22 protein-coding genes are annotated in these 23,522 nt (G+C 69.7%); 3 read left to right on the top strand and 19 right to left on the bottom strand.

The window, feature by feature from the left end; all coding sequences use genetic code 11:
* Nucleotides 1-23: 23 nt before the first annotated feature.
* The 3 genes from EAO79_RS11830 to EAO79_RS11820 are packed head-to-tail and all read right to left on the bottom strand — an operon-like array spanning nucleotide 24 to nucleotide 5,128.
* A complete protein-coding gene (locus tag EAO79_RS11830; protein WP_079705645.1) occupies nucleotides 24-524 on the bottom strand; it encodes a DUF2004 domain-containing protein in 501 nt (166 codons plus the stop codon).
* Complete coding sequence (ftsY, locus tag EAO79_RS11825) at nucleotides 524-1,402, bottom strand: signal recognition particle-docking protein FtsY (protein ID WP_064296361.1); 879 nt, start codon at nucleotides 1,400-1,402, stop codon at nucleotides 524-526. The genes EAO79_RS11830 and ftsY overlap by 1 nt, the downstream gene beginning before the upstream one ends.
* A gap of 54 nt (nucleotides 1,403-1,456) precedes the next feature.
* A complete protein-coding gene (locus EAO79_RS11820; protein WP_124769092.1) occupies nucleotides 1,457-5,128 on the bottom strand; it encodes an AAA family ATPase in 3,672 nt (1,223 codons plus the stop codon).
* A gap of 149 nt (nucleotides 5,129-5,277) precedes the next feature.
* On the opposite strand from EAO79_RS11820, the gene EAO79_RS11815 reads away from it, so the two are divergent.
* Nucleotides 5,278-6,360, top strand: coding sequence for a GNAT family N-acetyltransferase (locus EAO79_RS11815; protein WP_124769091.1), 1,083 nt, complete (start codon nucleotides 5,278-5,280; stop codon nucleotides 6,358-6,360).
* A gap of 3 nt (nucleotides 6,361-6,363) precedes the next feature.
* Here EAO79_RS11815 and mutM read toward each other — a convergent pair whose 3' ends face one another.
* From mutM to EAO79_RS11785, 6 genes are all read right to left on the bottom strand, one after another.
* Nucleotides 6,364-7,254 (bottom strand): bifunctional DNA-formamidopyrimidine glycosylase/DNA-(apurinic or apyrimidinic site) lyase, encoded by an 891-nt coding sequence (gene mutM, locus EAO79_RS11810; protein WP_079705643.1) that lies wholly within the window; start codon nucleotides 7,252-7,254, stop codon nucleotides 6,364-6,366.
* Nucleotides 7,238-7,915 carry a ribonuclease III gene (gene rnc, locus EAO79_RS11805; protein WP_086473824.1) on the bottom strand — a complete coding sequence of 226 codons (678 nt, stop codon included), beginning with the start codon at nucleotides 7,913-7,915 and terminating at the stop codon, nucleotides 7,238-7,240. The genes mutM and rnc overlap by 17 nt, the downstream gene beginning before the upstream one ends.
* A gap of 91 nt (nucleotides 7,916-8,006) precedes the next feature.
* Nucleotides 8,007-8,216, bottom strand: a complete 210-nt coding sequence (gene rpmF, locus EAO79_RS11800; RefSeq protein WP_056006932.1) for a 50S ribosomal protein L32 — start codon at nucleotides 8,214-8,216, stop codon at nucleotides 8,007-8,009.
* Between the two features lie 3 nt (nucleotides 8,217-8,219).
* Complete coding sequence (locus tag EAO79_RS11795; RefSeq protein ID WP_079706272.1) at nucleotides 8,220-8,732, bottom strand: DUF177 domain-containing protein; 513 nt, start codon at nucleotides 8,730-8,732, stop codon at nucleotides 8,220-8,222.
* 111 nt (nucleotides 8,733-8,843) lie between these two features.
* A complete protein-coding gene (gene coaD, locus EAO79_RS11790; RefSeq protein WP_064296302.1) occupies nucleotides 8,844-9,326 on the bottom strand; it encodes a pantetheine-phosphate adenylyltransferase in 483 nt (160 codons plus the stop codon).
* A gap of 19 nt (nucleotides 9,327-9,345) precedes the next feature.
* On the bottom strand, nucleotides 9,346-11,514 hold the full coding sequence (locus tag EAO79_RS11785) for an ATP-dependent DNA helicase RecG (protein ID WP_124769090.1): 2,169 nt from the start codon (nucleotides 11,512-11,514) through the stop codon (nucleotides 9,346-9,348).
* Nucleotides 11,515-11,585: 71 nt separating this feature from the next.
* On the opposite strand from EAO79_RS11785, the gene EAO79_RS11780 reads away from it, so the two are divergent.
* Nucleotides 11,586-12,158: an RsmD family RNA methyltransferase gene (locus EAO79_RS11780; RefSeq protein ID WP_124769089.1), complete on the top strand. Its 573-nt coding sequence runs from the start codon at nucleotides 11,586-11,588 to the stop codon at nucleotides 12,156-12,158.
* 72 nt (nucleotides 12,159-12,230) lie between these two features.
* On the opposite strand, the gene thiL is transcribed toward EAO79_RS11780, so the two are convergent.
* The gene (thiL, locus tag EAO79_RS11775) at nucleotides 12,231-13,247 is read right to left on the bottom strand and encodes a thiamine-phosphate kinase (RefSeq protein WP_124769088.1); all 1,017 of its coding nucleotides are present in this window, start codon (nucleotides 13,245-13,247) and stop codon (nucleotides 12,231-12,233) included.
* A gap of 25 nt (nucleotides 13,248-13,272) precedes the next feature.
* Here thiL and EAO79_RS11770 point away from each other — a divergent pair, with 25 nt between their 5' ends.
* On the top strand, nucleotides 13,273-13,764 hold the full coding sequence (locus EAO79_RS11770) for a DUF3515 family protein (protein ID WP_124769087.1): 492 nt from the start codon (nucleotides 13,273-13,275) through the stop codon (nucleotides 13,762-13,764).
* Between the two features lie 20 nt (nucleotides 13,765-13,784).
* Here the strand turns inward: EAO79_RS11770 and EAO79_RS11765 are convergent, their stop codons facing one another.
* The 9 genes from EAO79_RS11765 to EAO79_RS11725 form a co-directional block, all read right to left on the bottom strand.
* The gene (locus EAO79_RS11765) at nucleotides 13,785-14,876 is read right to left on the bottom strand and encodes a D-alanine--D-alanine ligase family protein (protein WP_124769086.1); all 1,092 of its coding nucleotides are present in this window, start codon (nucleotides 14,874-14,876) and stop codon (nucleotides 13,785-13,787) included.
* Nucleotides 14,779-15,870, bottom strand: a complete 1,092-nt coding sequence (locus EAO79_RS11760) for an NAD(P)H-dependent glycerol-3-phosphate dehydrogenase (protein WP_229938610.1) — start codon at nucleotides 15,868-15,870, stop codon at nucleotides 14,779-14,781. The genes EAO79_RS11765 and EAO79_RS11760 overlap by 98 nt, the downstream gene beginning before the upstream one ends.
* A 37-nt stretch (nucleotides 15,871-15,907) precedes the next feature.
* Nucleotides 15,908-16,648 carry a 1-acyl-sn-glycerol-3-phosphate acyltransferase gene (locus EAO79_RS11755; protein ID WP_124769085.1) on the bottom strand — a complete coding sequence of 247 codons (741 nt, stop codon included), beginning with the start codon at nucleotides 16,646-16,648 and terminating at the stop codon, nucleotides 15,908-15,910.
* Nucleotides 16,649-16,654: 6 nt separating this feature from the next.
* The gene (murA, locus tag EAO79_RS11750) at nucleotides 16,655-18,025 is read right to left on the bottom strand and encodes a UDP-N-acetylglucosamine 1-carboxyvinyltransferase (RefSeq protein WP_124769084.1); all 1,371 of its coding nucleotides are present in this window, start codon (nucleotides 18,023-18,025) and stop codon (nucleotides 16,655-16,657) included.
* Between the two features lie 19 nt (nucleotides 18,026-18,044).
* A complete protein-coding gene (leuD, locus tag EAO79_RS11745) occupies nucleotides 18,045-18,641 on the bottom strand; it encodes a 3-isopropylmalate dehydratase small subunit (protein ID WP_124769083.1) in 597 nt (198 codons plus the stop codon).
* Nucleotides 18,641-20,137 (bottom strand): 3-isopropylmalate dehydratase large subunit, encoded by a 1,497-nt coding sequence (gene leuC, locus EAO79_RS11740; RefSeq protein WP_124769082.1) that lies wholly within the window; start codon nucleotides 20,135-20,137, stop codon nucleotides 18,641-18,643. The genes leuD and leuC overlap by 1 nt, the downstream gene beginning before the upstream one ends.
* A 192-nt stretch (nucleotides 20,138-20,329) precedes the next feature.
* A complete protein-coding gene (locus EAO79_RS19095; RefSeq protein WP_164486932.1) occupies nucleotides 20,330-20,629 on the bottom strand; it encodes a DUF4333 domain-containing protein in 300 nt (99 codons plus the stop codon).
* A gap of 818 nt (nucleotides 20,630-21,447) precedes the next feature.
* Nucleotides 21,448-22,374 carry a hypothetical protein gene (locus EAO79_RS11730; protein WP_124769080.1) on the bottom strand — a complete coding sequence of 309 codons (927 nt, stop codon included), beginning with the start codon at nucleotides 22,372-22,374 and terminating at the stop codon, nucleotides 21,448-21,450.
* Nucleotides 22,371-23,426 (bottom strand): serine protease, encoded by a 1,056-nt coding sequence (locus EAO79_RS11725; RefSeq protein ID WP_071260909.1) that lies wholly within the window; start codon nucleotides 23,424-23,426, stop codon nucleotides 22,371-22,373. The genes EAO79_RS11730 and EAO79_RS11725 overlap by 4 nt, the downstream gene beginning before the upstream one ends.
* Nucleotides 23,427-23,522 lie beyond the last annotated feature (96 nt).

The following is a 23,522-nucleotide window of genomic DNA, read 5'->3' as shown; positions in this document are numbered from 1 at the left end:
GCCGGCGCCTCGACCTGACGGGCTCAGTCCTCGCTCGTGACCCCGGTGACCTCGCCGTCGGAGGTGTATGCGACCATGAGCACGCCGTCGAGCTGGTCCGCGTCGAGCGAGTACTCGAAGATCGCGAACGCCTCGTCGCCGTTGTGCTGATGCGGCGCGAACCCGACGCTCAGCAGCGTCATCGACCGGATGACGTCGACGTCGCGGTCTCCGGACTCGTCGACCAGGACGTCCGGCAGGGACTCCCCCAGCTCCTCGACGGCCTGGATGATGTACTCCGTCACCTCGGAGGTGCGGTCGTCGACCTCGCTCAGCATCGCCTCACGCGAGCGCAGGTCGAAGCCCTCCAGAGCGAGGATCATCGCCGCCGCCAGGTCGAGTGCGTCGGCCGGGATGTCGTCCTCGTCGGGGGCGCTCAACGAGATGGAGACGGACTGCTCCCCGACGTCGATGTTGTCGGACCAGTAGACGCCACCGCCAGGCTCGGTCGCGATGATGCCGAAGTAGTCGTGTTCGATCGCCATCAGCTGCCCACCAGGTTCTGTGCGAAGACGTGCGGCGTGAAGCCGGTGAGGTCGCCGATGCCCTCGCCCTGACCGACGAGCTTGATCGGGATGCCGGTCTTCTCCTGCACGGCGAGGACGAACCCGCCCTTCGCGGAGCCGTCGAGCTTCGTCAGGACGAGCCCGGTCACCCCGGCGTGCTCGATGAACGCCTGCGCCTGTGACAGACCGTTCTGACCGGTCGTCGCGTCGAGCACGAGGAGGACCTCGGCGATGGGCGCCTGCTTCTCGACGACGCGACGGATCTTGGACAGCTCGTCCATGAGCCCGCCCTTCGTCTGCAGCCGACCAGCGGTGTCGATGATGACGATCTCGGTGCCGGTCTGCTTGGCGTACTCGATCGTCTGGAAGGCGACGGAGGCCGGGTCCTGCCCCTGCTGCTGGGGGCGGACGATCTGTGCGCCCGCGCGCTCAGCCCAGGTCGCCAGCTGCTCGACGGCAGCGGCGCGGAAGGTGTCCGCTGCCCCCACGACGACGGTGCGGTCGTAGTTGCGGAGGAACTTCGCGAACTTGCCGATGGTGGTCGTCTTGCCGACCCCGTTGACGCCGACGACGAGGACGACCGCCGGACGCTCGCTGAGCTTCAGCGTCGTGTCGAACTTCGACAGCCGCTCCTCGACCTCCTCGCGCAGCATACGCTGGAGGTCGCGCGGGTCGGTGGTGCGGTAGCGGTCAACGGAGGCGTGCAGGCCCGTGACGATCGACTCGGTGACGTCGGGGCCGAAGTCCGCGCCGATGAGCGCGTCCTCGAGGTCCTCCCAGGTGGTCTCGTCGATCGTCGGACGTTGGAACATGCCTTTGAGGGCACCGGAGAGTGACCAGGGTGTGCGTGCAGCCATGGTCTCAGCGTAGCCGTCGGCGACGCGGTCCCGTCGCGTGGGGACGAGACCGGATCAGCTCGCGCGTTCTGCTGCCACGCGCTGACCGACGACGGCCGACACCCCGTCCTGGCGCATCGAGACGCCGTAGAGGGCGTCGGCGATCTCCATGGTGCGCTTCTGGTGCGTGATGACGATGAGCTGGCTCGTCTGACGGAGGTCCTCGAAGATGGTGAGGAGCCGCCCGAGGTTCGCGTCGTCGAGGGCCGCCTCCACCTCGTCCATGATGTAGAACGGGCTCGGTCGGGCTTTGAAGATGGCGATGAGGAGGGCGACCGCGGCGAGCGAGCGCTCCCCGCCCGACAGGAGCGACAGGCGCTCGATCTTCTTGCCGGCGGGCTTGACCGACACCTCGATGCCCGTGGTGAGCATGTGCTCGGGGTCGGTGAGCGAGATGCTGCCCGTGCCGCCCGGGAACAGGATCGGGAACACCTCGGTGAAGGCCGCTTCGGTGTCGGCGAACGCCGAGGCGAAGATGACCTCCATCTTCCCGTCGATGTCCTCGATGATCGACAGCAGGTCGGCGCGGGTGCTGGTGAGGTCGGCGAGCTGTTCGGTGAGGAAGCGGTGGCGCTGTTCGAGTGCCGCGAACTCCTCGAGCGCGAGCGGGTTGACCCGCCCGAGTTGGGCGTAGGTGCGCTCCGCTGCTGCGAGACGCTTCTGCTGCTCGGCGCGGACGTAGGGCGTCGTCGGCACGTCGTCCGACTCCTCGGTAGGTTCCTCCTCCGGCTCGGCGTCCGGCGTCGCGGGTCCGTCGGCAAGTGCCTCGGGCGCCTCGTCCGAGTCGGGTGTCGTCGTCTCGGGTGAGACCTCCGGACCGGTGTCGTCGGCCGTTCGCACAGCCGAGCGGGCGGTCGCGCGGGGTGTCGGCGGGTCGACGGGCACCGGAACCTCAGGCCCGTACTCCGCGACGAGCACGTCCTCGACGAGTCCCAGCTCCGACCCGGCGCGCTCGAGCAGACCGGACAAGTGGAGCTTCTTCTCGTAGATCTGGAGTTCGAGGCCGTGTACGCTCTCGGTGACGACCTGCAGCCGCTGCCGGAGCGTGTGCTCCTCGCCGCGCAGTCGCACGAGTTCGGCGTTCCGGCTGGACCGCGTCGCCTCGGCTGCCGCGAGGGCGACGCGGGCCTCGGTGACCGACCGGTCGGCCGAGTCGAGGACGGGCGGGAGCGCCTCCGTCACCGCGGTGGCGGCCGCGGCCTGGCGCGCACGGATGACGGCACGCCGAGCCGCTTCCTCAGCTGCCGCCTGGTCGGCCTGCCGCTGCCGCTCGAGGTTCGCGACCGCGAGCTCCTCCGCCCGCACGCGTTCGCGCGCGGTCTCGAGGAGGAGGCGGTGCTGCACTTCGGCCTCGCGCGCCGCGTCCAGTTCGGCGGAGAGCCCGTCGCGTGCCGAGACGTCGAGGAGCGGTCGTGGACGCGCGCGAGCGGTGTCGTGGTCCAGCTTGGCCCGCTCCACGGCGGCAGCGGCGTCGGCGACGGCCGCCTCCGCCGTCCCGGCAGCTGCGAGGAGGCGGTCGTGTTCGGCCTGCGCGGATTCGTACCGAACCGTGACCCGGTTCACGCGCTCGGCCTGTGAGGCACGGTTGGCGTCGAACTCGCGGAGGGCGCTAAGCGCCGCCTGCGCGGTCTGCTTCGCCTCCTGCAGGATCGTGCGCTGCTCGGCCAGAGCGAAGCGCGCCCGTTCGATGAGCGACTCGACCTCGCCGTGTCGATCGGCTGCCGCATCGCGTTCAGCCAGCAGTTCGATGCGGCTCTGCGCTCCGCCGCTCCCCCCGCGGACGATGCTGTCCGTGACGACCGCGCCGTCACGGGTCACGAGGGTGAACGCGCTGAGTGACGAGCCGAGTCGGTCGTACGCCGCGATCGCGTCGTCGAGCGAGTCGACGACGAGGACCGAGGCGAGGATCCCTAGCACGCCAGGAGGGGCCTCCACCAGCTCGGCAGCCGAGGTGAACCCGGCGGGCGCGTCCGGGACGTGTCGCGCACCGTCGGCGATGACGATCTCGACCCGGCCGAGATCCTGGTCGGCCGCGTGATCGAGCGCCCGACGGGCGGCGTGCCGGTCGACGGCGACGGCGGCCTCCGCGAGCGTGCCGAGCGCTGCGGCCACCGCCGACTCGTGGCCGGGTCGGACCTGCACCCGGTCCGCGACGATCCCGTCGATCCCGTCGATCCCGCTCGCAGCGAGTTCGGCCGAGCCGGTCTTGAGGTCGAGGGCGCGCGAGAGTGCACTGGTCTTGGCGCCGAGCGAATCGCGTTCACGTTCGAGGGTGTGGAGCTGCTCGCGCAGGCCCTCGATCTCCCCCTCGGCCTCCGCTGCGCCGCGTTGGGCCGCCTCGTAGGCGTCGTCGAGTCCGGAGTCGGCGGCGTCCGCCAGGGTCGGGTCGTCCTCGAGCGCCTCGTACTCCAGCCGTGCGGCGTCCAGACGGAGGGCAGCGGCGTCGATCGCGTTCTGCTGGCGCAACGCCTCGCCACGGACCGCGGCGAGTTTGGACCCGGCGGCGTCGACGGCGCCCGCGAGCTTGGAGAGCTCCAGGTCGTGTCGTGACACGAGCGCGCTCTGCGCCGCGATCTCGACGTCCACCGCGTCGAGTGCGGCGCGCTTCGCGCGGGTGTCCGCCTGCGCCTCCTGCAACGCGCGCTCCGCGTCGGCGACCGCCACCCGCAGTCCGTCGATCTCGGCGGTCGCGTCGGCGACCATCTGCTTCGTGATCCGCGGTTCGGCGGCCGTCGTGTCCGTCGATGATCCGAGCAGGGCGAGCCGCTGGTTGGCCAGCGTGTACAGGTTCCGGAGGCGTTCCTGCACGCTCTCGAGTTCAAAGGTGATCCGGCGGGCGTCGTCGACCGCGTCGCCGAGTTGCGCCTGCTCGATCCGGTTGATCCGCAGTTCCGCCTGTTCCAGCTGCTCCTGCAGGACGAGGCGCTCGCTGTGGCGCTCGCTCTCCGACCGGTTGTGCTCGTCGAGGGAACGCCGGAGGCCCACGACGTCGTCCGCGAGGATCCGAGCGCGGGCGTCGCGGACGACCGCTGCGATCGTCTGCGCCTCCCGGGCGATCTCCGCCTGACGGCCGAGCGGCTTCAGCTGCCGACGGATCTCCCCGGCGAGGTCGCTCAGCCGCGTGAGGTTGGTCTGCATCGCCTCGAGCTTCCGGAGCGTCTTCTCCTTGCGTCGACGGTGCTTCAGGATGCCGGCCGCCTCCTCGATGAAGCCGCGTCGCTCCTCGGGCGTCGCCCGCAGCACCGCGTCGAGCTGTCCTTGCCCGACGATGACGTGCATCTCGCGGCCGAGGCCGGAGTCGCTCAGGAGCTCTTGGACATCGAGCAACCGGCACGTGTCGCCGTTGATGGCGTACTCGCTCCCGCCGTTGCGGAACAGGGTGCGGCTGATCGTCACCTCGGTGTACTCGATGGGCAGTGCGCCGTCGCTGTTGTCGATGGTGAGCGTGACCTCGGCTCGACCGAGCGGTCCTCTGGTCGACGTGCCGGCGAAGATGACGTCCTCCATCTTGCCGCCGCGGAGGGTCTTCGCCCCCTGCTCGCCCATCACCCAGGCGAGCGCGTCGACGACGTTCGACTTGCCGGAACCGTTGGGACCCACGACGCAGGTGACGCCCTGCTCGAACGCGAAGGTGGTGGGGTGCGCGAAGGACTTGAACCCTTTGAGCGTCAGGCTCTTCAGGTACACGCGCACCTCCTCTCCCGCGTCGCGGATGCTGTGCACTACGGTAGCGAATCCGCGGACGGACGAGGGACACCACGCTGTGCCGGCCCGCCGGGGCGGTCGTAGCATGGACCGCATCACCCAGGACGGTCTGGTGCGGGAGGGAGGCGACGATGCGCGTCACGATCGACGAGGTCGAGATCCCAACGTCCGGGAGCTCAGCCGTGTTCGAAGCGGTCCAGGAGGTCGCGAACACGCTCGAAGCGGAGATCTGGTCCACCGACGACTTCGCTCTGACCTCCGCCATGACCCTGCCCGAGTACCGCGACCAGCGGTTCCAGCGACGCGTCCTGCTCGCCGCCGCCCTCGACGGCCGTGTGGTCGGTCGCGGCTGGCTCGGGTACGGCGCCGAGGCCGACGCGGTGACGGCCTCCCTGGACGTCGGTGTCCTCCCCGACGCGCGTCGTCGTGGGATCGGCACAGCGCTCCTGCTGGAGCTGGAGCGACGGGCCCTCGCGGCCGGTCGCCCGACAGTGACCGCCTTCACCCAGCACGCCGTCGACGACATCCCGGCCGACGAGCCACTCCTCGGTGCGAGCGTCGGCGAACGGGCTATCCCTGCGAACGCCGCGGCGAGCCGGTTCATGCTCGATCGTGGATACGCCCTCGCCCAGGTCGAGCGAACCAACCGCTGCGACCTCGCCTCGATGCTCGGGGAGCTGCCGGACATCGTCGCGACGTCGACCGCCCGAGCCGGGCACACATACCGCCTCGTGCACTGGGTGGACCGCACCCCCGACGAGCTGCTCGGCTCGCTCGCCACAGCCCACGGACACATGGCGACCGACATCCCGGCCGCCGATCTGGAACTCGACCCCGAGGTCTGGACGCCCGAGCGGGTCCGCGCCCGCGAGGCACAGCTGGCGGCGTCTGGCGACCACGCGATCGTCGTCGCCGCCGTCCACCGCGACAGCGGCGCGGTCGCCGGGTACAGCGAGCTCGTCCTCGGCGAGGGCAAGGAACACGCGGAGCAGTGGGACACGCTCGTGCTCGCCGACCACCGGGGACACGGCCTCGGACTCTGGATGAAAGCGGCGAACCTCCTCGCACTCGCCGATCAGGCACCCGAGCGGTCCCGGATCTACAGCTGGAACGCCGACGAGAACGCGCACATGCTCGCGATCAACGACCGACTCGGGTTCCGCATCGTCGGCTATTCCGGAGAGTGGCAGCGCCGACTCCCCCGCAGCGACTGATCGTCAGGTGCGGCGCTGGCACACGGGACAGCGGTGCGAGCCCCGGTTCATGAACTGCTCGCGGACGATGAGCGTGCCGCAGCGCGCGCACGGTTTGCCCTGCCTTCCGTAGGCGTTCAGGCTGTGGGCGAAGTACCCCGCCTGACCGTTGACGTTCACGTACTGGGCGTCGAAGCTCGTCCCGCCCTCGGCCAGGGCCTTGGCGAGCACGGCACGGACCTCCTCGAGCAGCCGGCCGGCGCGTCCGAGCCCGAGACGGGCGGTCTCCTGCTCGGGGTGGATGCGCGCCGCCCAGAGCGACTCGTCCGCGTAGATGTTGCCGATCCCGCTGACCAGGGTCTGATCGAGGAGCGCCCGCTTCACACCGGTGCGTTTCTCGCGCAGTCGTCGGAGGAAGCCGGCGTCGTCGAAGGCCGGGTCCATCGGGTCGCGGGCGATGTGCGCGACCTGGTCGGGCACCATCGCGACCTCGTCGCCAAACCCACCTGCGGCTCCGTCCGTCGTCGGGACGAGCGCGGTCACCGCCATGGAGCCGAAGATCCGCTGGTCCACGAAGTGCAGCCAGAGCTCGCCGTGCTCGGGATGCTCCAGCTGCAAGCGGATGCGCAGGAGTCGGTCGGCGTCATCGCCAGGTGACCGGAGCAGCATCTGCCCGCTCATGCCCAGGTGACCGACGATCGCCTCATCGTCGTCGAGGGGGAACCAGAGGAACTTCCCGCGTCGGACGGCAGATCGGATGGTCCGCCCCGTCAGCCGTGCCGTGAAGTCGGCGACACCACTCGCGTGGCGGCGCAGGGAGCGTTCGTCGAAGACCTCGACGCCGGCGATCGTCGCCCCGCTGACGGCGGGCTCCAAGCCGGCGCGGACGACCTCGACCTCAGGGAGTTCCGGCACTGATCCTCGACCAGGCTTCCAGGGCCGCCGCCATCTCGGCGTGCTTCTTGCTCGTGCCGGAGCCCGTCGCCGTGACCGCGGTGCCCACGGTGACCGTCGCGACGAACCGTCGGTTGTGATCGGGGCCGGAGCTGGCGATCTCGTAGACGGGCGCCGGCGCACCGATGGCCGCGGCGGCCTCCTGGAGGCTCGTCTTCGGGTCCATCGCCGCGCCGAAGCGCTCAGGGTTCTCGAGGAGGGGGTTCACCAGGCGCAGGACGAGTGCCGTCGCGGCGTCGGGTCCGGCCGACAGGTACGTCGCGCCGATGACGGCCTCCATCGTGTCGGCCAGGATGGACGCCTTGTCGCGGCCTCCGGTCTGGTCCTCGCCCTTGCCGAGCTTGATCCGCTCGCCCAGACCGATCGAACGCGCGACCTCGGCGAGCGCGATCGTCGAGACGAGGCTCGCCCGACGCTTCGCCAGCTGCCCTTCGTCAAGGTGCGGGAAGTCGCGGTAGAGCATGACGGTGACGGCCTGCCCGAGGATCGAGTCGCCGAGGAACTCGAGGCGCTCGTTGTGCGGGAGTCCACCGTGCTCGTACGCGTACGAGCGGTGCGTCAGCGCCAAGTCGAGCAGCTCGTACGAGACGTCGACACCCAGTTGCCGTGCGAAAACGACCACACCGGGATCGGTCTCCGATGCGGAGCCGATTCCGGTGTGGTCGGAATGATTCGTGTTCACGCTGTTCGAACGCGGACGTTCAACGCGCGGATCAGACGTCTGCGACCTTGCGGCCCTTGTACTCGAGGTACAGGGCGGTGCCCTGCGAGTCCTCGACGACCTTGGCGCGGTGCGGCAGGCTGTACGTGACGCGGCCGTTCTCCACCGTCTTCACGAGCGTCGGCACGGCGGCCTTCCACTGCGAGCGACGCGAGCGGGTGTTCGAGCGCGAGACCTTCCGCTTCGGGGGGTTTCCAGCCATGATCTATCTCTCTTCTGTGTCTGCAGCGGCGCGCTGGGCGCTACTGGCGTCTGTGTCAAGTACGGAGTCTGAGGACAAGCCCGCGAGCGCAGACCAGCGAGGATCTGCGACGTCGTGAGGGTGTCGTTCCGGACGTTCGGCCAGCCGCTCACCGGTCTCGGGGTCGAGTCCGGGGCAATCCGGCTGGCACACCGGCTGAAACGGTAATGCGAGAACTACCGCATCTCTGACCAGAGGTTCAAGATCCACGTGGTCGTCGTGAACCTCGAAGTCAGACGCTTCCGAATTAGGATACGCGAAAAGTTCCTGAATCTCGACTTCGACAGGCAGTTCGATGTCGCGGAGGCAACGGCCGCACTCGCCGGTCGCCAGTGCGTCGACGTCGACGGTCACGAGGATCCCCTCGTGCACGGACTCGAGACGCACCTGCTCGGAAAGCGTCGTGCCCTCCTGGACGGCGACCAGACCCTCGCCCCAGCGCTCGGCGAGCACCACCTCGAGGTCGTGCTCGCGCATCTCCCCGGGACGGTTCACCAGATCGCGCACATTGACGCTGAACGGCGAATTGTTCGTTCTCTTCCTAGTCACGATCGACGATTCTACGCCGAACCCGACCGGGAGGACGCCCTAGCCCTCTTGGAGGAAGGTCGCCACCACCTGCGGGACGTACGGGCTGACATCGCCACCGAGCGCGGCCACCTGCCGGACGAGTGAACTGGAGACGTGCGCGTGCGCGGGATCAGGCAGGAGGAAGACCGTCTCCACGCCGGCGAGGCTGCGGTTCATGATGGCCATGGGCGTCTCGTACGCGACGTCGACCTGCGAGCGGATGCCCTTCACGAGCACGCTCGCGCCGACGTCCGTGCAGTAGTCGACGAGCAGGCCGACGTTCCACTGCGCGACGACGATGTTGTCAGGCAATCCGCCGTCCGCGATGGAGCGCTCGAGCAGGGACACCCGCTGCGGCATCGGCAGCAGCGCGGACTTGTCGGGGTTGTGCACCACCAGCACGTGCAGTTCGTCGAAGATGCGCGCCGCCCGCTCGATGACATCCAGGTGACCGAGGGTGACTGGGTCGAACGATCCGGGGACGACGGCGATCCGCTTCATGCCGCCAGCCTATCGGTGCTCAGTTCTTGGCGAGCGCGGCGCGGTCGGATTCGTCGAGGCGTCGGCGGAGCGCTTCGGCCAGCACCGGGTGATCGGCGAGGTCGGGGTCGGTGCCGAGGAGCTCGGCGGCATCCGCCCGCGCCTCGATGATGACCTCGCTGTCGTGCACGACCCGAAGCAGTTTGAGCGAGGACCGCCCGCCCGACTGCATGCTGCCGAGGACGTCACCCTCGCGCCGCAGCTCGAGGTCGACCTGCGCCAGGTCGAAGCCGTCGAGCGTCGCGGCAACCGCGTCGACGCGCTCGCGTGCGGTGCTCTCCGTCTCCGCCGCGGTGACGAGCAGACACAGCCCGGGGACGCCGCCTCGACCGACGCGTCCGCGGAGCTGGTGGAGCTGCGACACCCCGAAACGCTCCGCGTCGAGCACGACCATCGTCGAGGCGTTGGGGACGTCGACGCCCACCTCGATGACCGTCGTCGCCACGAGCACGTCGATCTCACCGGCCGCGAAGGCCCGCATCGTCCGGTCCTTCTCCTCCGCGCTCATCCGGCCGTGGAGGACGTCGATGCGTCGGGACGCCAGCAGTGGGTGGGTACGCAGCTGCTCCACCGTGGTGAGCACGGACGCGATCGGGCGCGCCGGGTCGGCGTCCTCCTCGAGTTCCTCACCGGGCTCGACCTCCTTGGCGTCGATCGCCGGGCACACCACGAACCCCTGCCGCCCCTGCGCGAGTTCCTCGGCGAGGCGCTCCCAGACGCGGGAGATCCACCGTGGGTGATCGGCCAGGGCGACCACGAAGCTCTCGATCCCCTGCCGGCCGCGTGGCAGCTCCTTGATGATGCTGACGTCGAGGTCGCCGAAGACGGTCATGGCCACGGTCCGTGGGATCGGCGTCGCGGTCAGCACGAGGACATGCGGCGGTGTGCGTCCCTTCTGACGGAGCTGGTCGCGCTGCTCCACGCCGAAGCGGTGCTGTTCGTCGACGACGACCATCCCCAGATCGGCGAAGGTCACGGCGTCACCCAGCAGCGCGTGCGTCCCGATCACGATCCGGGCCTGGCCGGCGACGATCCGCAGCAGCGCCCGTTTGCGATCGGACGTCGGCAGCTGGCCGGTGAGCAGCGTCGGCATGAGCTCGGCCGAGAGGTCGGGGCCGAGCGAACGGACGATCGACCGCAGATGCTGCGCCGCGAGGACCTCGGTGGGCGCCAGCAGCACCGACTGTCCCCCGCTGTCGGCAACGGCCGCCATGGCCCGGAGGGCGACGAGCGTCTTGCCCGAGCCGACCTCGCCCTGGACGAGCCGGTTCATCGGATTGGGCTGCGCGAGGTCGGCCGCGATCTCCGTGCCGACCGTCTGCTGGTCGCCGGTCAGCTCGAACGGGAGCGCGGCATCGAGGCGCTCGAGGTAGCCGCCGGCTTTCGGCACGCGGGGTTCGGCCGCCAGCGCACGAGTGGCCGCACGCTGCTGGAGCAGGGCCGTCTGGAGGAGGTACGCCTCCTGGTACCGCAGGCTGCGGCGACCGCGCTGCCAGTCGCGGTCGACCGTCGGGCGGTGGACGGCACGGATGGCGGCGTCGAAGGAGAGTTCACCCCTCGCCGCCCGGACCGACCGCGGGACGGGGTCCTCCTGCGGCGGCAGGGCGTCCAGAACCAGCTCGACGGATTGTCTGAGGTTCCAGCTCGTGATCGTGCTCGTCGCCGGGTAGATCGGGATGGGGGCCTCCGACCACGCCTTCGCCTGGGCGTCGGCGAGCGCCGGGGCTTCAGCGTCGTCGGGGAAGATCTGGTACTGCGGGTGGGCGAGCTGATAACTGCCGCGGTAGTCGCCGACCTTGCCTGCGAAGATGCCGCGGAGTCCCGGCCGGAGTTCGTTCGCGCGCCAGGGCTGGTTGAAGAAGGTGAGGTTGAGCCGACCCTGACCGTCGGAGATGACGACCTCGAGGATGGAACCCTTGCGTTGCTTCATCTGGCGGTCGCGGACCTCGAGGACGTCGGCGACGATCGTCACGTCCTCGCCGAGCGGCAGCAGGCCGATGACCGTCAGCTCGCCGCGCTTCGCGTAGCGACGCGGGTAGTGCTCGAGGAGGTCGCCGACGGTCTCGACGCCGAACGCCTTCTGGAGTGCCGTCGCGGTCCGTCCGCCGAGGACACCGCCGAGCTTCGTGCCCAGCTCGATCCCCGTCATGCCGTCGATTCTATTCCGGACCTCGGACACCGCGGTTCGCTCGGCTTCGCGCAGCCTGCGAGGATGGGACTATGGCCGGCATCAGGATCATCTCGGGTTTCGCCGGATCACGCACGATCCGGGTCCCGGGCAGCGGTACACGACCGACGAGCGATCGCGTCCGCGAGGCGCTCTTCTCCGCGCTGGAGGCCCGCGACGTGCTCGCCGGAGCCGAAGTGCTCGACCTGTACGCCGGGTCGGGGTCGCTGGGGCTCGAGTGCGCCAGCCGGGGTGCAGCAGTGGTCACCCTCGTCGACCGCGGGTCTGAGGCCGCGAAGCTGTGTCGGGACAACGCGAGGATCGTGACCTCGGCAGCGCCTCGCGGCGCGGCACCACGCATCACAGTGCATGCCAAATCGGTCGGCGCCTACCTGTCCGGGGCGACGGTCCCGTCCGACCTCGTCTTCATCGATCCCCCGTACGACCTCCCCGAGGCGGAGCTCACGGCCAACCTCGCCGCGCTCGTCGGTCTGGTCACCGACGACGGGCTCGTGCTCGTCGAGCGGAGCTCCCGCTCGCCCGAACCGACCCTTCCCCCAGCGCTCGAGGTCCTGCGGAAGAGCACCTACGGCGAGACCGTCGTCTGGTGGATCACGCCGGTCTGAGCCACCGCTTCACCGTCACCGCGTCACCGCGTCACCGCACGGTCCTCGCGCCATAACGGCCGGGAACACCGCTCAACCGGACGCATCGTCCCAGTCCCGGTAGGGGTCCCAGCCGGCGCGGCCGTCGTAGGCCAGACCGTCGACGAGGACTCCGGCACCGGCCCGGGCCGAGCCGATGGTCCGGAAGCCGGCGGGGATCGTGGTGGCGGCCGGGAACGTCGCCAGAAGGGAGTGGTCCTCGCCGCCGGCGAGGGCGAGCGCCACGTCGGCACCCAGGTCCTCGGCCCGGAGGTCGATCGCGACCCCACTCGCCCGCGCGAGGCGACCGGCGTCGAGCGCGAGCCCGTCCGACAGGTCGAGCATCGCCGTGGCACCGGCGACGGCGGCGACGACACCGGCGGCGATCGGTGGCCGTGGTGCGAGTTGTGCCTCCACCTCGACCCGGTGATCGCGTCGCAGGCCGGCCGCTGCCTCGGCCGAAGGCACGCCGTCGGTGTCGACCCCACGCGAGAAGAGGAGTCGCAGACCTGCCGCAGCCGAACCCAACTCCCCCGCGACCGCGACCACGTCGCCGGGTCGCGCTCCGTCACGCCGGACGGGGGCACGACCCTCCAGGTCGCCGAACGCCGTCACCGCGATCATGAAGACGTCGGACACGGCCAGATCGCCGCCGACGACACCGCAGCCGGGCGCGAGCTCGGCACAGGCGTCGCGCAAGCCGTCTGCGAACCCGTCGAGCACGGCGACCGGCAGGTGCTTGGGCATGGCGAGTGCGACGACGAGCGCCGTCGGACGCGCCCCCATCGCCGCGACGTCCGCCAGGTTGCTGGCCGCAGCCTTCCACCCCAGGTCGTGGGCGCTCGACCACGCCAGTCGGAAGTCCGGCCCGTGGATCATCGTGTCCGTCGTGACGACGAACCGACCGTCCGGCGCCAGGACGACCGCGGCATCGTCACCCGGCCCGAGGAGTTCGGCGTCGGCGTGCGGCAGGCGAGGGAAGATGCGCTCGAGCAGCTCCCCCTCGGCGAGGTCCCCGACACAGGGCCCGACCGTTCCGTGATCGTCGGACGCGCTCCCAGACTCGTTCATGGGATCAACGGTAGCCTGGTGGGCGATGTCCCCGATTCGTGTGCTCCTCGCCACCGCCCTCGCCGCAGCCGCAACCCTGGCCCTCGCCGGCTGCGCGCCCGCCGTCGCGCTCGAACCCGCCGCCGATGCGAACAACCCGCAGTGCGCTGAGGTCACGGTGCGTCTGCCCGACGTCGTCGCCGAACTGCCCGAGCGAGGGACCGACGCCCAGGCCACCGGCGCCTGGGGCGATCCCGCGACGGTCCTCCTGCACTGCGGGGTCGCGATCCCCGGCCCGACCACGCAGCAGTGCCAGTCGGTGAACGGCGTCGACTGGATCATCGACGACGCCGACGCGCCGAACTACCGGTTCACCACCTTCGGGCGCGCGCCCGCGGTCGAGATCGTGCTCGACGGCGACGCCGTCGCCAGCAGCACCGTCCTGGCTGATCTGGCTCCTGCCGTGTCCGTGCTCCCCGTCACCGGGAAGTGCACCGCCCTCGGCGACGCCGAGCTCCCGATCCCCACCGACGGCTGACCGTTCCGGCAGCGCTGCGTTCAGGAGCGGGCGCGCGCGACCTCGATCAGCTCGGTGATGAGCTCGGGGTAGCTGAGTCCCGAGGCCAACCAGCAGCTTGGGAACATCGAGATCGGGGTGAACCCCGGCATGGTGTTGACCTCGTTGACGACGAAGCCGTCCGCGGTCAGGAAGAAGTCGACCCGGGCGAGCCCCGCGCAGCCCAACGCCTCGAACGCCCGACGCGAGAGGTCCTGCATCTCCGACAACTGCTCGGGACGAAGGTCGGCGGGGCAGACGAGCTCGATACCGGGTGCGTCGAGGTATTTCGCCTCGAAATCGTAGAAGTCGCGTCCGGTCACGACGACCTCGCCGGCCACCGAGACCCGAGGTGTCTCGCCGGGGAGGGACTCGAGGACCGCGCACTCGACCTCTCGGCCCACCAGACCGGTCTCGACGAGGACGGTCGAGTCCTCGGCGAGGGCCAGTTCGATCGCTGCACGGAACGCGTCCGGCGTCGACACCTTGGACACGCCGACGCTCGACCCGGCTCGCGCCGGCTTCACGAACGCCGGTGACCCGAGCGATCCGAGCGATGCGAGCACCTCCTCGGGTGCCGTGGCCCACTCGTGGGCGGTGAACCGCACCCACGGCGCGACGGCGATCCCGGCGGCCTGGAGCACCGTCTTCGTGAAGTGCTTGTCCATGCCGAGGGAGGACGCGAGGACGCCGGAGCCGACGTACGGGAGGTCGACGAGCTCGAGCATGCCCTGCACGGTGCCGTCCTCGCCGAACCGACCGTGGAGGATCGGGAAGACGATGTCGATGGGACCGAGGGTGAACGGGACGCCGTCCTCCCCGACCACGGTCAGCTCACGGCTGCCGACGCGCTCAGGCCAGCGCATGGCCGGCCGCGAGGGGTCGACCTCCGGCAAGTGCGCGGGGTCGAGCGCGTACCGGCTCGGGTCGTCGACCTCGAGGACGTACGAGCCGTCGCGGGCGATCCCGACCGGGTAGACGTCGTACCGTTCGCGGTCAATCGCGGCGAGGACGCCGCCCGCCGTTGCGCAGCTGATCGAGTGCTCGCTTGAACGGCCTCCAAAGAGCACCACCACTCCGGTCTTGTGCGTCATCGTTGCTTCTCTCCCCCTGGGGTTCGTCGTCGTCGGTCGTGAGGTGCGGTGCGATGTCCTTCGGATCGAGCGTGCCGTCGAGCACCTGCTTGACCTGTTCGACGATGGGCATCGCGACCCCCTTCGCCTTGGCCAGCTCGAGCACCGGTGCAACGGACGCGAGCCCCTCCGCGGTCTGCTGCATCTGTTTGACGACGTCGTCGAACTGATACCCCTGGCCGAGCAGACGCCCCGCCGTGTTGTTCCGCGACAGCGGCGACTGGCACGTCGCGATGAGGTCGCCGAGCCCGGCCAGGCCTGAGAGGGTCTCCGGCTGCGCGCCGTGGGCCACGGCGAAGTCGGTCATCTCGACCAGCCCGCGGGTGATGATTGAGGCCTTCGTGTTCTCGCCGTAACCGACGCCGTCGACGATGCCGATCGCGACGGCGATGAGGTTCTTGAGCACACCGCCGAACTCGGTACCGATGACGTCGGTGTTCACGAAGCTGCGGAAGTACCGGTTCCGCGCGAGGAGCGCGACCGTCTGCGCCGTCTCGAGGCTCTCCGAGGAGATCACGGCGGCCGTCGGCTGCTCGCGGGCGATCTCGAGCGCGAGGTTGGGGCCCGAGGCGACGGCGATGCGGGACGGGTCGATGTCGAGGGTCTCGCGGATGACCTCGCTCATCCGGGATCCGCTGCGACGCTCGACACCCTTCATGAGCGAGACGACGATGGTGCCGTCCTCGAGGTGCGGGCGGAGCGCGATGAGGTTGTCGCGCAGGGACTGGCTCGGGACGGACAGGAACACGACCGAGGCACCACGCACGGCGTCGACCATGCTCGCGGTCGCCGTCATCCGCATCGGCAGATTGATGCCGGGCAGGTAGTCGCTGTTGCGCTTGGCCTCGGTGATCTCGCGCGCGAGCTCGGGCCGTCTGGCCCACATGACCACGTCGGAGCCACCGTCCGCGAGGATCTTGCCGAACGTCGTGCCCCAGCTGCCCGCTCCGAGCACGGCGACCCTCGTGGCGGCCGGTGGTTGCGGAACGTTCCTAGGACTCAAAGCGGCCTGTCTCCTTCTGCTGGTGTTTCGAGGGATCCCAACGCTCCGTGGGAGCTTGGGCACCGCGGAGTTCCTCGCAGAGGGCGGTGATGGCCTGCATGACGACTTCGGTCGCCTCGTTCAGCGTCTTCGAGTCTAGCTGCCGCCCGACGAAGGCCGAGAGGTCCACCGGCTCGCCGATGGCGACCTCGACGCGCTTCCGCAACGGGAACACCCGCAGTTTGCCATACCGCGGCATGACCTCCTGCGTGCCCCAGTGCGCGGCGGGGATGATCGGCAGGCCGTGCGTGAGCGCGATCCGGACCGCGCCGGTTCGCCCGCGCATCGGCCACAGGCCCGGGTCACGGGTGAGTGAACCCTCGGGGTATACGACGACGCCCTGACCGCGTTCGGTCAGGTGTGCTGCAGCGCTGACCGGGTCCATCCCGCGGGCTGAACCCTCGCGCTCGACGGGGATCTGTCCGGACTTCCGCAACAACCACCCGACCACCGGGACCGTGAACAGACTGCCCTTCGCCATGAAGCGGGGCTGTCGCCCGAGCCGCCAGACGGCCACGCCCATGATCAGCGGGTCGAACTCGCTGTCGTGGTTGGGCGACAGGATGAACGGCCCCTCCTGCGGCAGGCGTTCGCCGTGCCGGACGCGGAGCTTGACGAGAGCACTGAACGGCGGGATCGCGATCGACGACAGCAACCAGTAGATCGACGGCCTCGACCGTTCCACCCCCACGGCGGACTACTTCGTTTCGAGGACGAAGTCAGCACCGAGCTGCTGGAGCTTCACGATGAAGTTCTCGTACCCACGGCTGATGATGCCGACGTTGCTGACCGTCGACCTGCCCTCGGCGGTGAGCGCCGCGATGAGGTGGCTGAAGCCACCGCGGAGGTCGGGGACCTCGATGTCGGCACCGTGCAACGGCGTCGGGCCGTTGATCACGGCGGCCTGCTCGAGGTTGCGCCGCGGCACGCGACGAGGCGTACCCGACAGCCCATTGGGGTGCACGACGATGTTCGCGCCCATGGTGTTGAGCGCGTCCGTGAAGCCGAACCGGTTCTCGTAGACGGTCTCGTGGACGATCGACTCGCCCGTCGCCTGCGTCAGCGCGACGATGAGGGGCTGCTGCCAGTCCGTCATGAAGCCGGGGTGCACGTCGGTCTCGATGACCACGGGCTTCAGCTCCTCCTTGCGGTAGAACCGGATGCCGTCGTCGGTGATGTCGAACCCGCCACCGGCCTTGCGGAAGATGTTGAGGAACGTCATCATGTCCTGCTGCTTCGCGCCGCCGACGAAGACGTCGCCGTCGGTCGCGAGCGCGGCCGACGCCCAGCTCGCTGCCTCGTTGCGGTCGCCGATGGCCGTGTGGTCGTACCCCTCGAGCTTGTCCACGCCCTCGATGAGGATCACGCGGTTGGGCTCGTAGGAGATGATCGCGCCCATCTTCTGGAGGACGGCGATGAGATCCATGATCTCCGGCTCGATCGCCGCACCCTTGAGCTCCGTGGTGCCCTTGGCACGGACCGCCGTGAGCAGGACCTGCTCCGTGGCGCCGACGCTCGGGTACGGAAGGTGCACCGTCGTCCCGTGGAGACCGTTCGGGGCCGAGAGACGGATGCCCTGCGGGAGCTTCTCCACGACCGCGCCGAACTTGCGGAGCGCGTCGAGGTGGAAGTCGATGGGGCGGTCGCCGATGCGGCAGCCTCCGAGGTCGGGGATGAACGCCGCCCCGAGGCGGTGGAGCAGCGGCCCGCAGAACAGGATCGGGATCCGGGAGAAGCCGGCGTGTGCGTCGATCTCCTCCATGTGGGCGGACTCGACGTTGGTCGGGTCGAGGCGGAGCTCGTTCGGGTTCTCGCCCTCCGTCACGTCCACGCCGTGGATCTCGAGTAGGGAACGGACGACCCGGACGTCGCTGATGTTCGGCACGTTGCGCAGGACGCTGACGTTCTCGCCGAGCAGCGACGCGACCATCGCCTTGGTCACGAGGTTCTTGGCACCCTTGACCTCGATGCGGCCTCTGAGCGGGATACCGCCGTTGATCGTGATGCGGTCGACATCGAGTCCGACCGACGAGCCTGCCGCCTGTGACGCCTGGACGAGTGAATTCAAACCGGTACCTACTGCCTTGCTACTTGACGGGAATGGTGCGGGGCAGCCAGTTCGGCCGCCGGGCCTCGAACGCGGTGATCTGCTCTTCGCTACGGAGCGTCAGCCCGATGTCATCGAGTCCTTCGATGAGCCGCCACCGAGTGTAATCGTCGACCTGGAACGAAACCGTGAGATCGCCGACCGTGATGGTGCGGGCGATGAGGTCGACGACGGAATCGGACCCGGGAGCGGTCTCGATCGCAGCCCAGAGCTGCTCGAGCTCCTCCTCGCTGACCTGGGCGGCGAGGAGACCCTGCTTCCCGGAGTTCCCGCGGAAGATGTCGCCGAAGCGGGACGACACGACGACCTTGAACCCGAAGTCGCGCAAGGCCCACACGGCGTGCTCACGCGACGAGCCGGTGCCGAAGTCGTGCCCCGCGACGAGGATGCTGGCACCCTGGTAGACGGGCTGGTTCAGGACGAAATCGGGGTCCTGACGCCACCCCGCGAAGAGCGCGTCCTCGAAGCCGGTCTTCGTGACCCGCTTCAGGTAGACGGCGGGGATGATCTGGTCGGTGTCGACGTTGGAACGCCGCATCGGAGCGGCGACGCCGGTGACGGTCGTGAACTTGTCCATCAGGCGTGCACGCCTTCCTGCTCGGTGGCGGCGTGTCTGCCGGGCTCGACCTCGAGATCGGCAGGGCTGGAGAGTGTTCCGCGGATGGCGGTCGCCGCGGCGACGAGCGGCGAGACGAGGTGCGTGCGGCCGCCCTTGCCCTGGCGACCCTCGAAGTTGCGGTTCGACGTCGAGGCGCAGCGCTCGCCCGGAGCGAGCTGATCGGGGTTCATCCCGAGGCACATGGAGCATCCGGCGAACCGCCACTCCGCACCGAAGTCGGTGATGATCTTGTCGAGCCCCTCGGCCTCAGCCTCGATCCGAACCCGGGCGGAACCCGGGACGACCATGACCCGCACACCCTCGGCCTTCGCGCGGCCCTCGATGACGGATGCGAACGCCCGCAGGTCTTCGATGCGGCTGTTCGTGCAAGAGCCCATGAAGACCGCGTCCACCGGGATCTCCTTCATCGGGGTGCCGGCTTCGAGCGCCATGTACTCCAGGGCGCGCTCGGCGGCGGACCGCTCGTTCGGGTCGGCGATGGCCGCGGGGTCGGGCACGTTCTCGCTCAACGAGACGCCTTGGCCGGGGTTGGTGCCCCAGGTGACGAACGGTTCCAGCGTGTCGGCGTCGAGGAAGACCTCGGCGTCGAAGGCGGCCCCTTCATCGGTCGCGAGGGTGTCCCAGTAGGCGACGGCCTCGTCCCAGTCGGCTCCGGTCGGAGCGTGCGGGCGGCCCTGCAGGTAGTCGTAGGTGATCTGGTCCGGGGCGACCATGCCGGCCCGGGCCCCGGCCTCGATCGACATGTTGCAGATCGTCATGCGGCCCTCCATGGAGAGCGCACGGATCGCCGAGCCGCGGTATTCGAGGACGTAGCCCTGCCCGCCGCCGGTGCCGATCTTCGCGATGACGGCGAGGATGATGTCCTTGGCGGTCACGCCCGGCCGCAGCGTGCCTTCGACGGTGATCGCCATGGTCTTGAACGGCTTCAACGGCAGCGTCTGCGTGGCCATGACGTGCTCGACCTCGCTGGTGCCGATACCGAAGGCCATGGCCCCGAAGGCGCCGTGGGTCGAGGTGTGCGAGTCGCCGCAGACGACCGTGATCCCGGGCATCGTGAGGCCGAGCTGCGGACCGACGACGTGGACGATCCCCTGGTCGAGGTCGCCGAGGGAGTGGATCCGCACCCCGAACTCCGCGGCGTTGCGACGGAGGGTCTCGATCTGTGTGCGGCTTGTGAGGTCGGCGATCGGCTTGTCGATCGCGAGCGTCGGGGTGTTGTGGTCCTCGGTCGCGATCGTGAGGTCGACGCGACGCAGCGGCCGGTCGGCCAGGCGCAGACCGTCGAAGGCCTGCGGGCTCGTCACCTCGTGGACGAGGTGCAGGTCGATGTAGATGAGGTCGGGCGTGCCGTCCTCACCCTTGACGACGAGGTGGTCGTCCCAGACCTTCTCGGCGAGCGTGCGCGGGTGCTCGGGAATGCTCGGGACGGACGGATCGGCGTTCAGCTGCGACATGTCGTGGAATTCCTTCAAACGATGAGTGGTCAGGCGTCAGCGACCTCCGCGACGAGGGAGCCTGGAACTAGGCCTCGTCGCGGCTGGGAAGGAGGAGCAGCCCGGACAACATTCGCCCAGCGTACCACCCGGTCCGTGGCGAAGCCGTCGGCACCGTCGTCGCTCGCGGGGACGCCGGTGCCGACACCCCGGCTACTTCGGCGCGTCGATCCCGACGCGGTACTGCCCCTGGTCGTTGATGACCTCGACGGCCACCGGGTAGCTCTTCGCGTTATACGAGAACGTGCACTCGAACTGCGTCCCGGTCCTCGCCGGCTGGTCACTCGGGCACTCGACCTTCTCGACGTCTGCGAGGCCGAAGTCCTGCTTGAGCACCTCGGCCACACCGGTCTGCACCGAGCCGCGGTCGAGCATCGGTGTGAACAGGCGACCGACCGAGAGGAGGGTGAGCGGAACGGCGATGAGCGATGCGGCGACCGCACCGATGAGCACGCCGATCCAGAGCTTGCGCCCGAGCGGCTTGCGCGCAGGTTTCCGGCTCGGAGCAGGCTGCTGGCCCGCGACGCCGTACTCGGGGCCGGGACGGAACGGACCGGTCTGCTGTGGACCGGACTGCGATCCGTGCTGTTGCGGACCTGGCTGGAACGGGCCGGTCGGGTGCTGCGCCTGTCCCGGACCGAAGGGCTGTGGCCCGGTCGGACGTGCCTGACCGTAGGGAGGCTGACCCTGCGACCCCTGAGGCTGGTTCTGAGGCTGGCCCTGCGGCGCGCCGAGTGGACGTCCCTGTGGAGCGTGGCCGGGGGCCCGACCCTGCTGAGGACCCCCGGGCGTGTGACCGGGCTGACCAGTCGATGTCGGGGGCCGGAACCCATCCGGACCGCCTGGCCGCCCCTGCTGCTGCGGCTGCTGGTTCGGGCCTGCGTTCGAGGGCCGCTGCTGCTGCACCCACGGCTGCCCACCGGGCGCGCCGGCGAACGGCGCTCCGGGCTGGGCGGACGGTTGCGGCGCAGGACCGTTGGGCTGCTGCCCTGGGGCGCCTCCCTGCGGACGGGGCCCTCCGCCGGTCTGACCAGGTGCGGACGGCTGAGACGGGCCGTTCTGCGACGGGACGCCCTGCGGCGGTCCGTTCTGACCCTGCGGCGCACCGTTCTGGGGTGCACCGTTCTGCGGCGGCGTCTGACGCTGCGGGCTTCCCGGTCCGAACTCCAGGCGGGGTGCGTTCGGGTCGGGGAATCCCGGCGGCTGCTGGTCGGGGCGCAGGGGGCCGCCGACCGGGGGCTTTCCGAGGTCCTCGGGTTTCTGGTCGTCGGTCATTTCCTCAACTCCTCGATCCGATCCCAGAACGCAGCCTGATCGGCCGCCGGGATCACCGTCACGTCGAATCCTGATGGTGCGGTCGGCAGGTCTTCGAGCGTCGACGTGCCCGACACCTCGAAACCTGCCTGCAGCTGCAGCTTCGTCTCGCTCTCGACCGTCCCGCTCAACTCCATCTTCACGAGGCCACCCTCAGCGTTCTGGAAGATCGTCACCGGCAGGAGGGTCGCCAGGTCGTCCTCGCTGAACGACGACACGAGGTCGTCCGGGAGGTCGAAGAGCGTCCCGACGGCCAGCACGCTCTCGAGGCTCGCGCTCGTCGAGATCTGTGATGAGCCGTCGTTCCGCATCGAGACCACGACGCTGCTGAGCGCGCCGTCTCCCGAGCTACGGGTCGTTTCGACCGCGGAGTAGATGTCGCAGGCGATGGAGATGCCCGGGTAGACACAGGCGGGTCCGAGTGAGCCCTCTGCGTCCTCCTCGGCCACGTACTGCGTCTGGACGGCCACCCACTCCGTCGGCGCGAGCTCCTTGAGTTCACCTCCGAGCAGCAGGAGGTCGTAGTCGACTCCCGCCTGGTGGTAGATGTCGACGGTGTCGCCGTCGGCGGAGCCCTTGTCCTGGCTGAACGAGGCGGTCGGGTCGCCGAAGAGGACCACCGAGTCGTTCTCGTGCGACTCGAGGTCTCCCGAGACGGCGTGGACGTAGGCCGACCCGATCACGTCCGGCGCCTGGCCGATCTGGGCCGACAGCAGCTCGAACCTCGCCTCGGCGAGATCCTGCATGTAGCTCTGCTGGGCGGCGGCGTCGGGGAACGCCGATCCGGGCGTCGTGCAGGCGCTCAAGGCGAGTGCGGCGCTCCCGGCCAGAGCCAGGACACCGATCTGCCGTCGGTGTCGCGTCATGCTCGTGCGGGCGGTCATGACCCCTCCGCCAGAGCGTCGTTGTACAGGGTGAGCGCCCGCTGTCCGAGGACGGGGCCCTCGAGCCAGGAACCGTCGCCGCGCGAGGTGACCGAGGTGACGTACCCGGCGCCGGTGGCTGGATCCAATCGGGTGAGCCAGCCGCCACCCGAGCACCCCGGGGTCATGAGGCAGTCGACCCGGTAGCCGGCATAGCCCTTGGTGGCGGCCTGGCTCGCGCAGTAGCGCTGCGACTGTCCGTCGAACGGGGCGGCCGACGGGTAACCGATCACGGTGATGCCCTCTGGCGGGGTACCGAAGGAGATGCCCTGACCGCCGGTCACCTCCTGGATCTTCTGGCCTGCAGCGTTCGGAGCGAGTCGGATGAAGGCGAAGTCGTAGGCCCAGCCGTTGCCGCTCGTCGCACCACTGGCGTCCGAGGTCGCCTCACTCGTGAACTCGTCGGGGACGTAGGTGCTGACCCCGGCCCACTGCCCGTAGGGCTGGGTCTGGCCGTTGGCCGCGTCGGCCGGGATGAAGATGATGTTCTCGGCGAGCTGTTTGCCGTACGTGTCCCAGACGCAGTGGCCCGCCGTCAGGACGAGGTCCATGGTCGGGGCGTTGACGACGCTCGCGGAACAGACGTAGGTGGCGCCACCGATGGAGAAGTAGAGACGTCCCTGCGTGGCCGCCGCCAGTCCGGTCGCCGGGTACGGGTCGCCGGCTGCTGTCGGGGCGATGGCCTTGACGTCGACGTCGGGACCGACACCGGTACTCGGGTGCACGACCACGCCGGTGGCCTGGTCACCCGTGAGCGTGTCCTCCCCCGGCTTCAGGTCCGGTGCCGTCGCTCCCCCGAACTTGTCGTCGGTCCAGTAGTCGTTGACCTCCTGGGGACTCGCGTCGAAGTCCTTGCGCAGGGTGTCGTCGGTGCCGCCGGCGACGTCGACGACGGGGCCTGCACCGCCGGCTACGGGCTCCCCCGTCACCGGGATGGAGCACCCCGTCAGCAGGGCGGCGAGGATCAGGACTGCGGCTGTCGCCGGAGCGCGGCGCTTCTGCTTCACGGTCACCCGGCCAAGCTAGCACGCAGCGGCACTCGGCGAGATCGGTGCGGGCCCTGCCTTCCGCTCACCCCGGAGGGCCTGCGTGGACATCCCGGGGCACGC

It is taken from the genome of Plantibacter sp. PA-3-X8 (assembly GCF_003856975.1).
Taxonomy (GTDB): domain Bacteria; phylum Actinomycetota; class Actinomycetes; order Actinomycetales; family Microbacteriaceae; genus Plantibacter; species Plantibacter auratus.
This window is presented reverse-complemented; position numbering and strand designations above follow the sequence as displayed.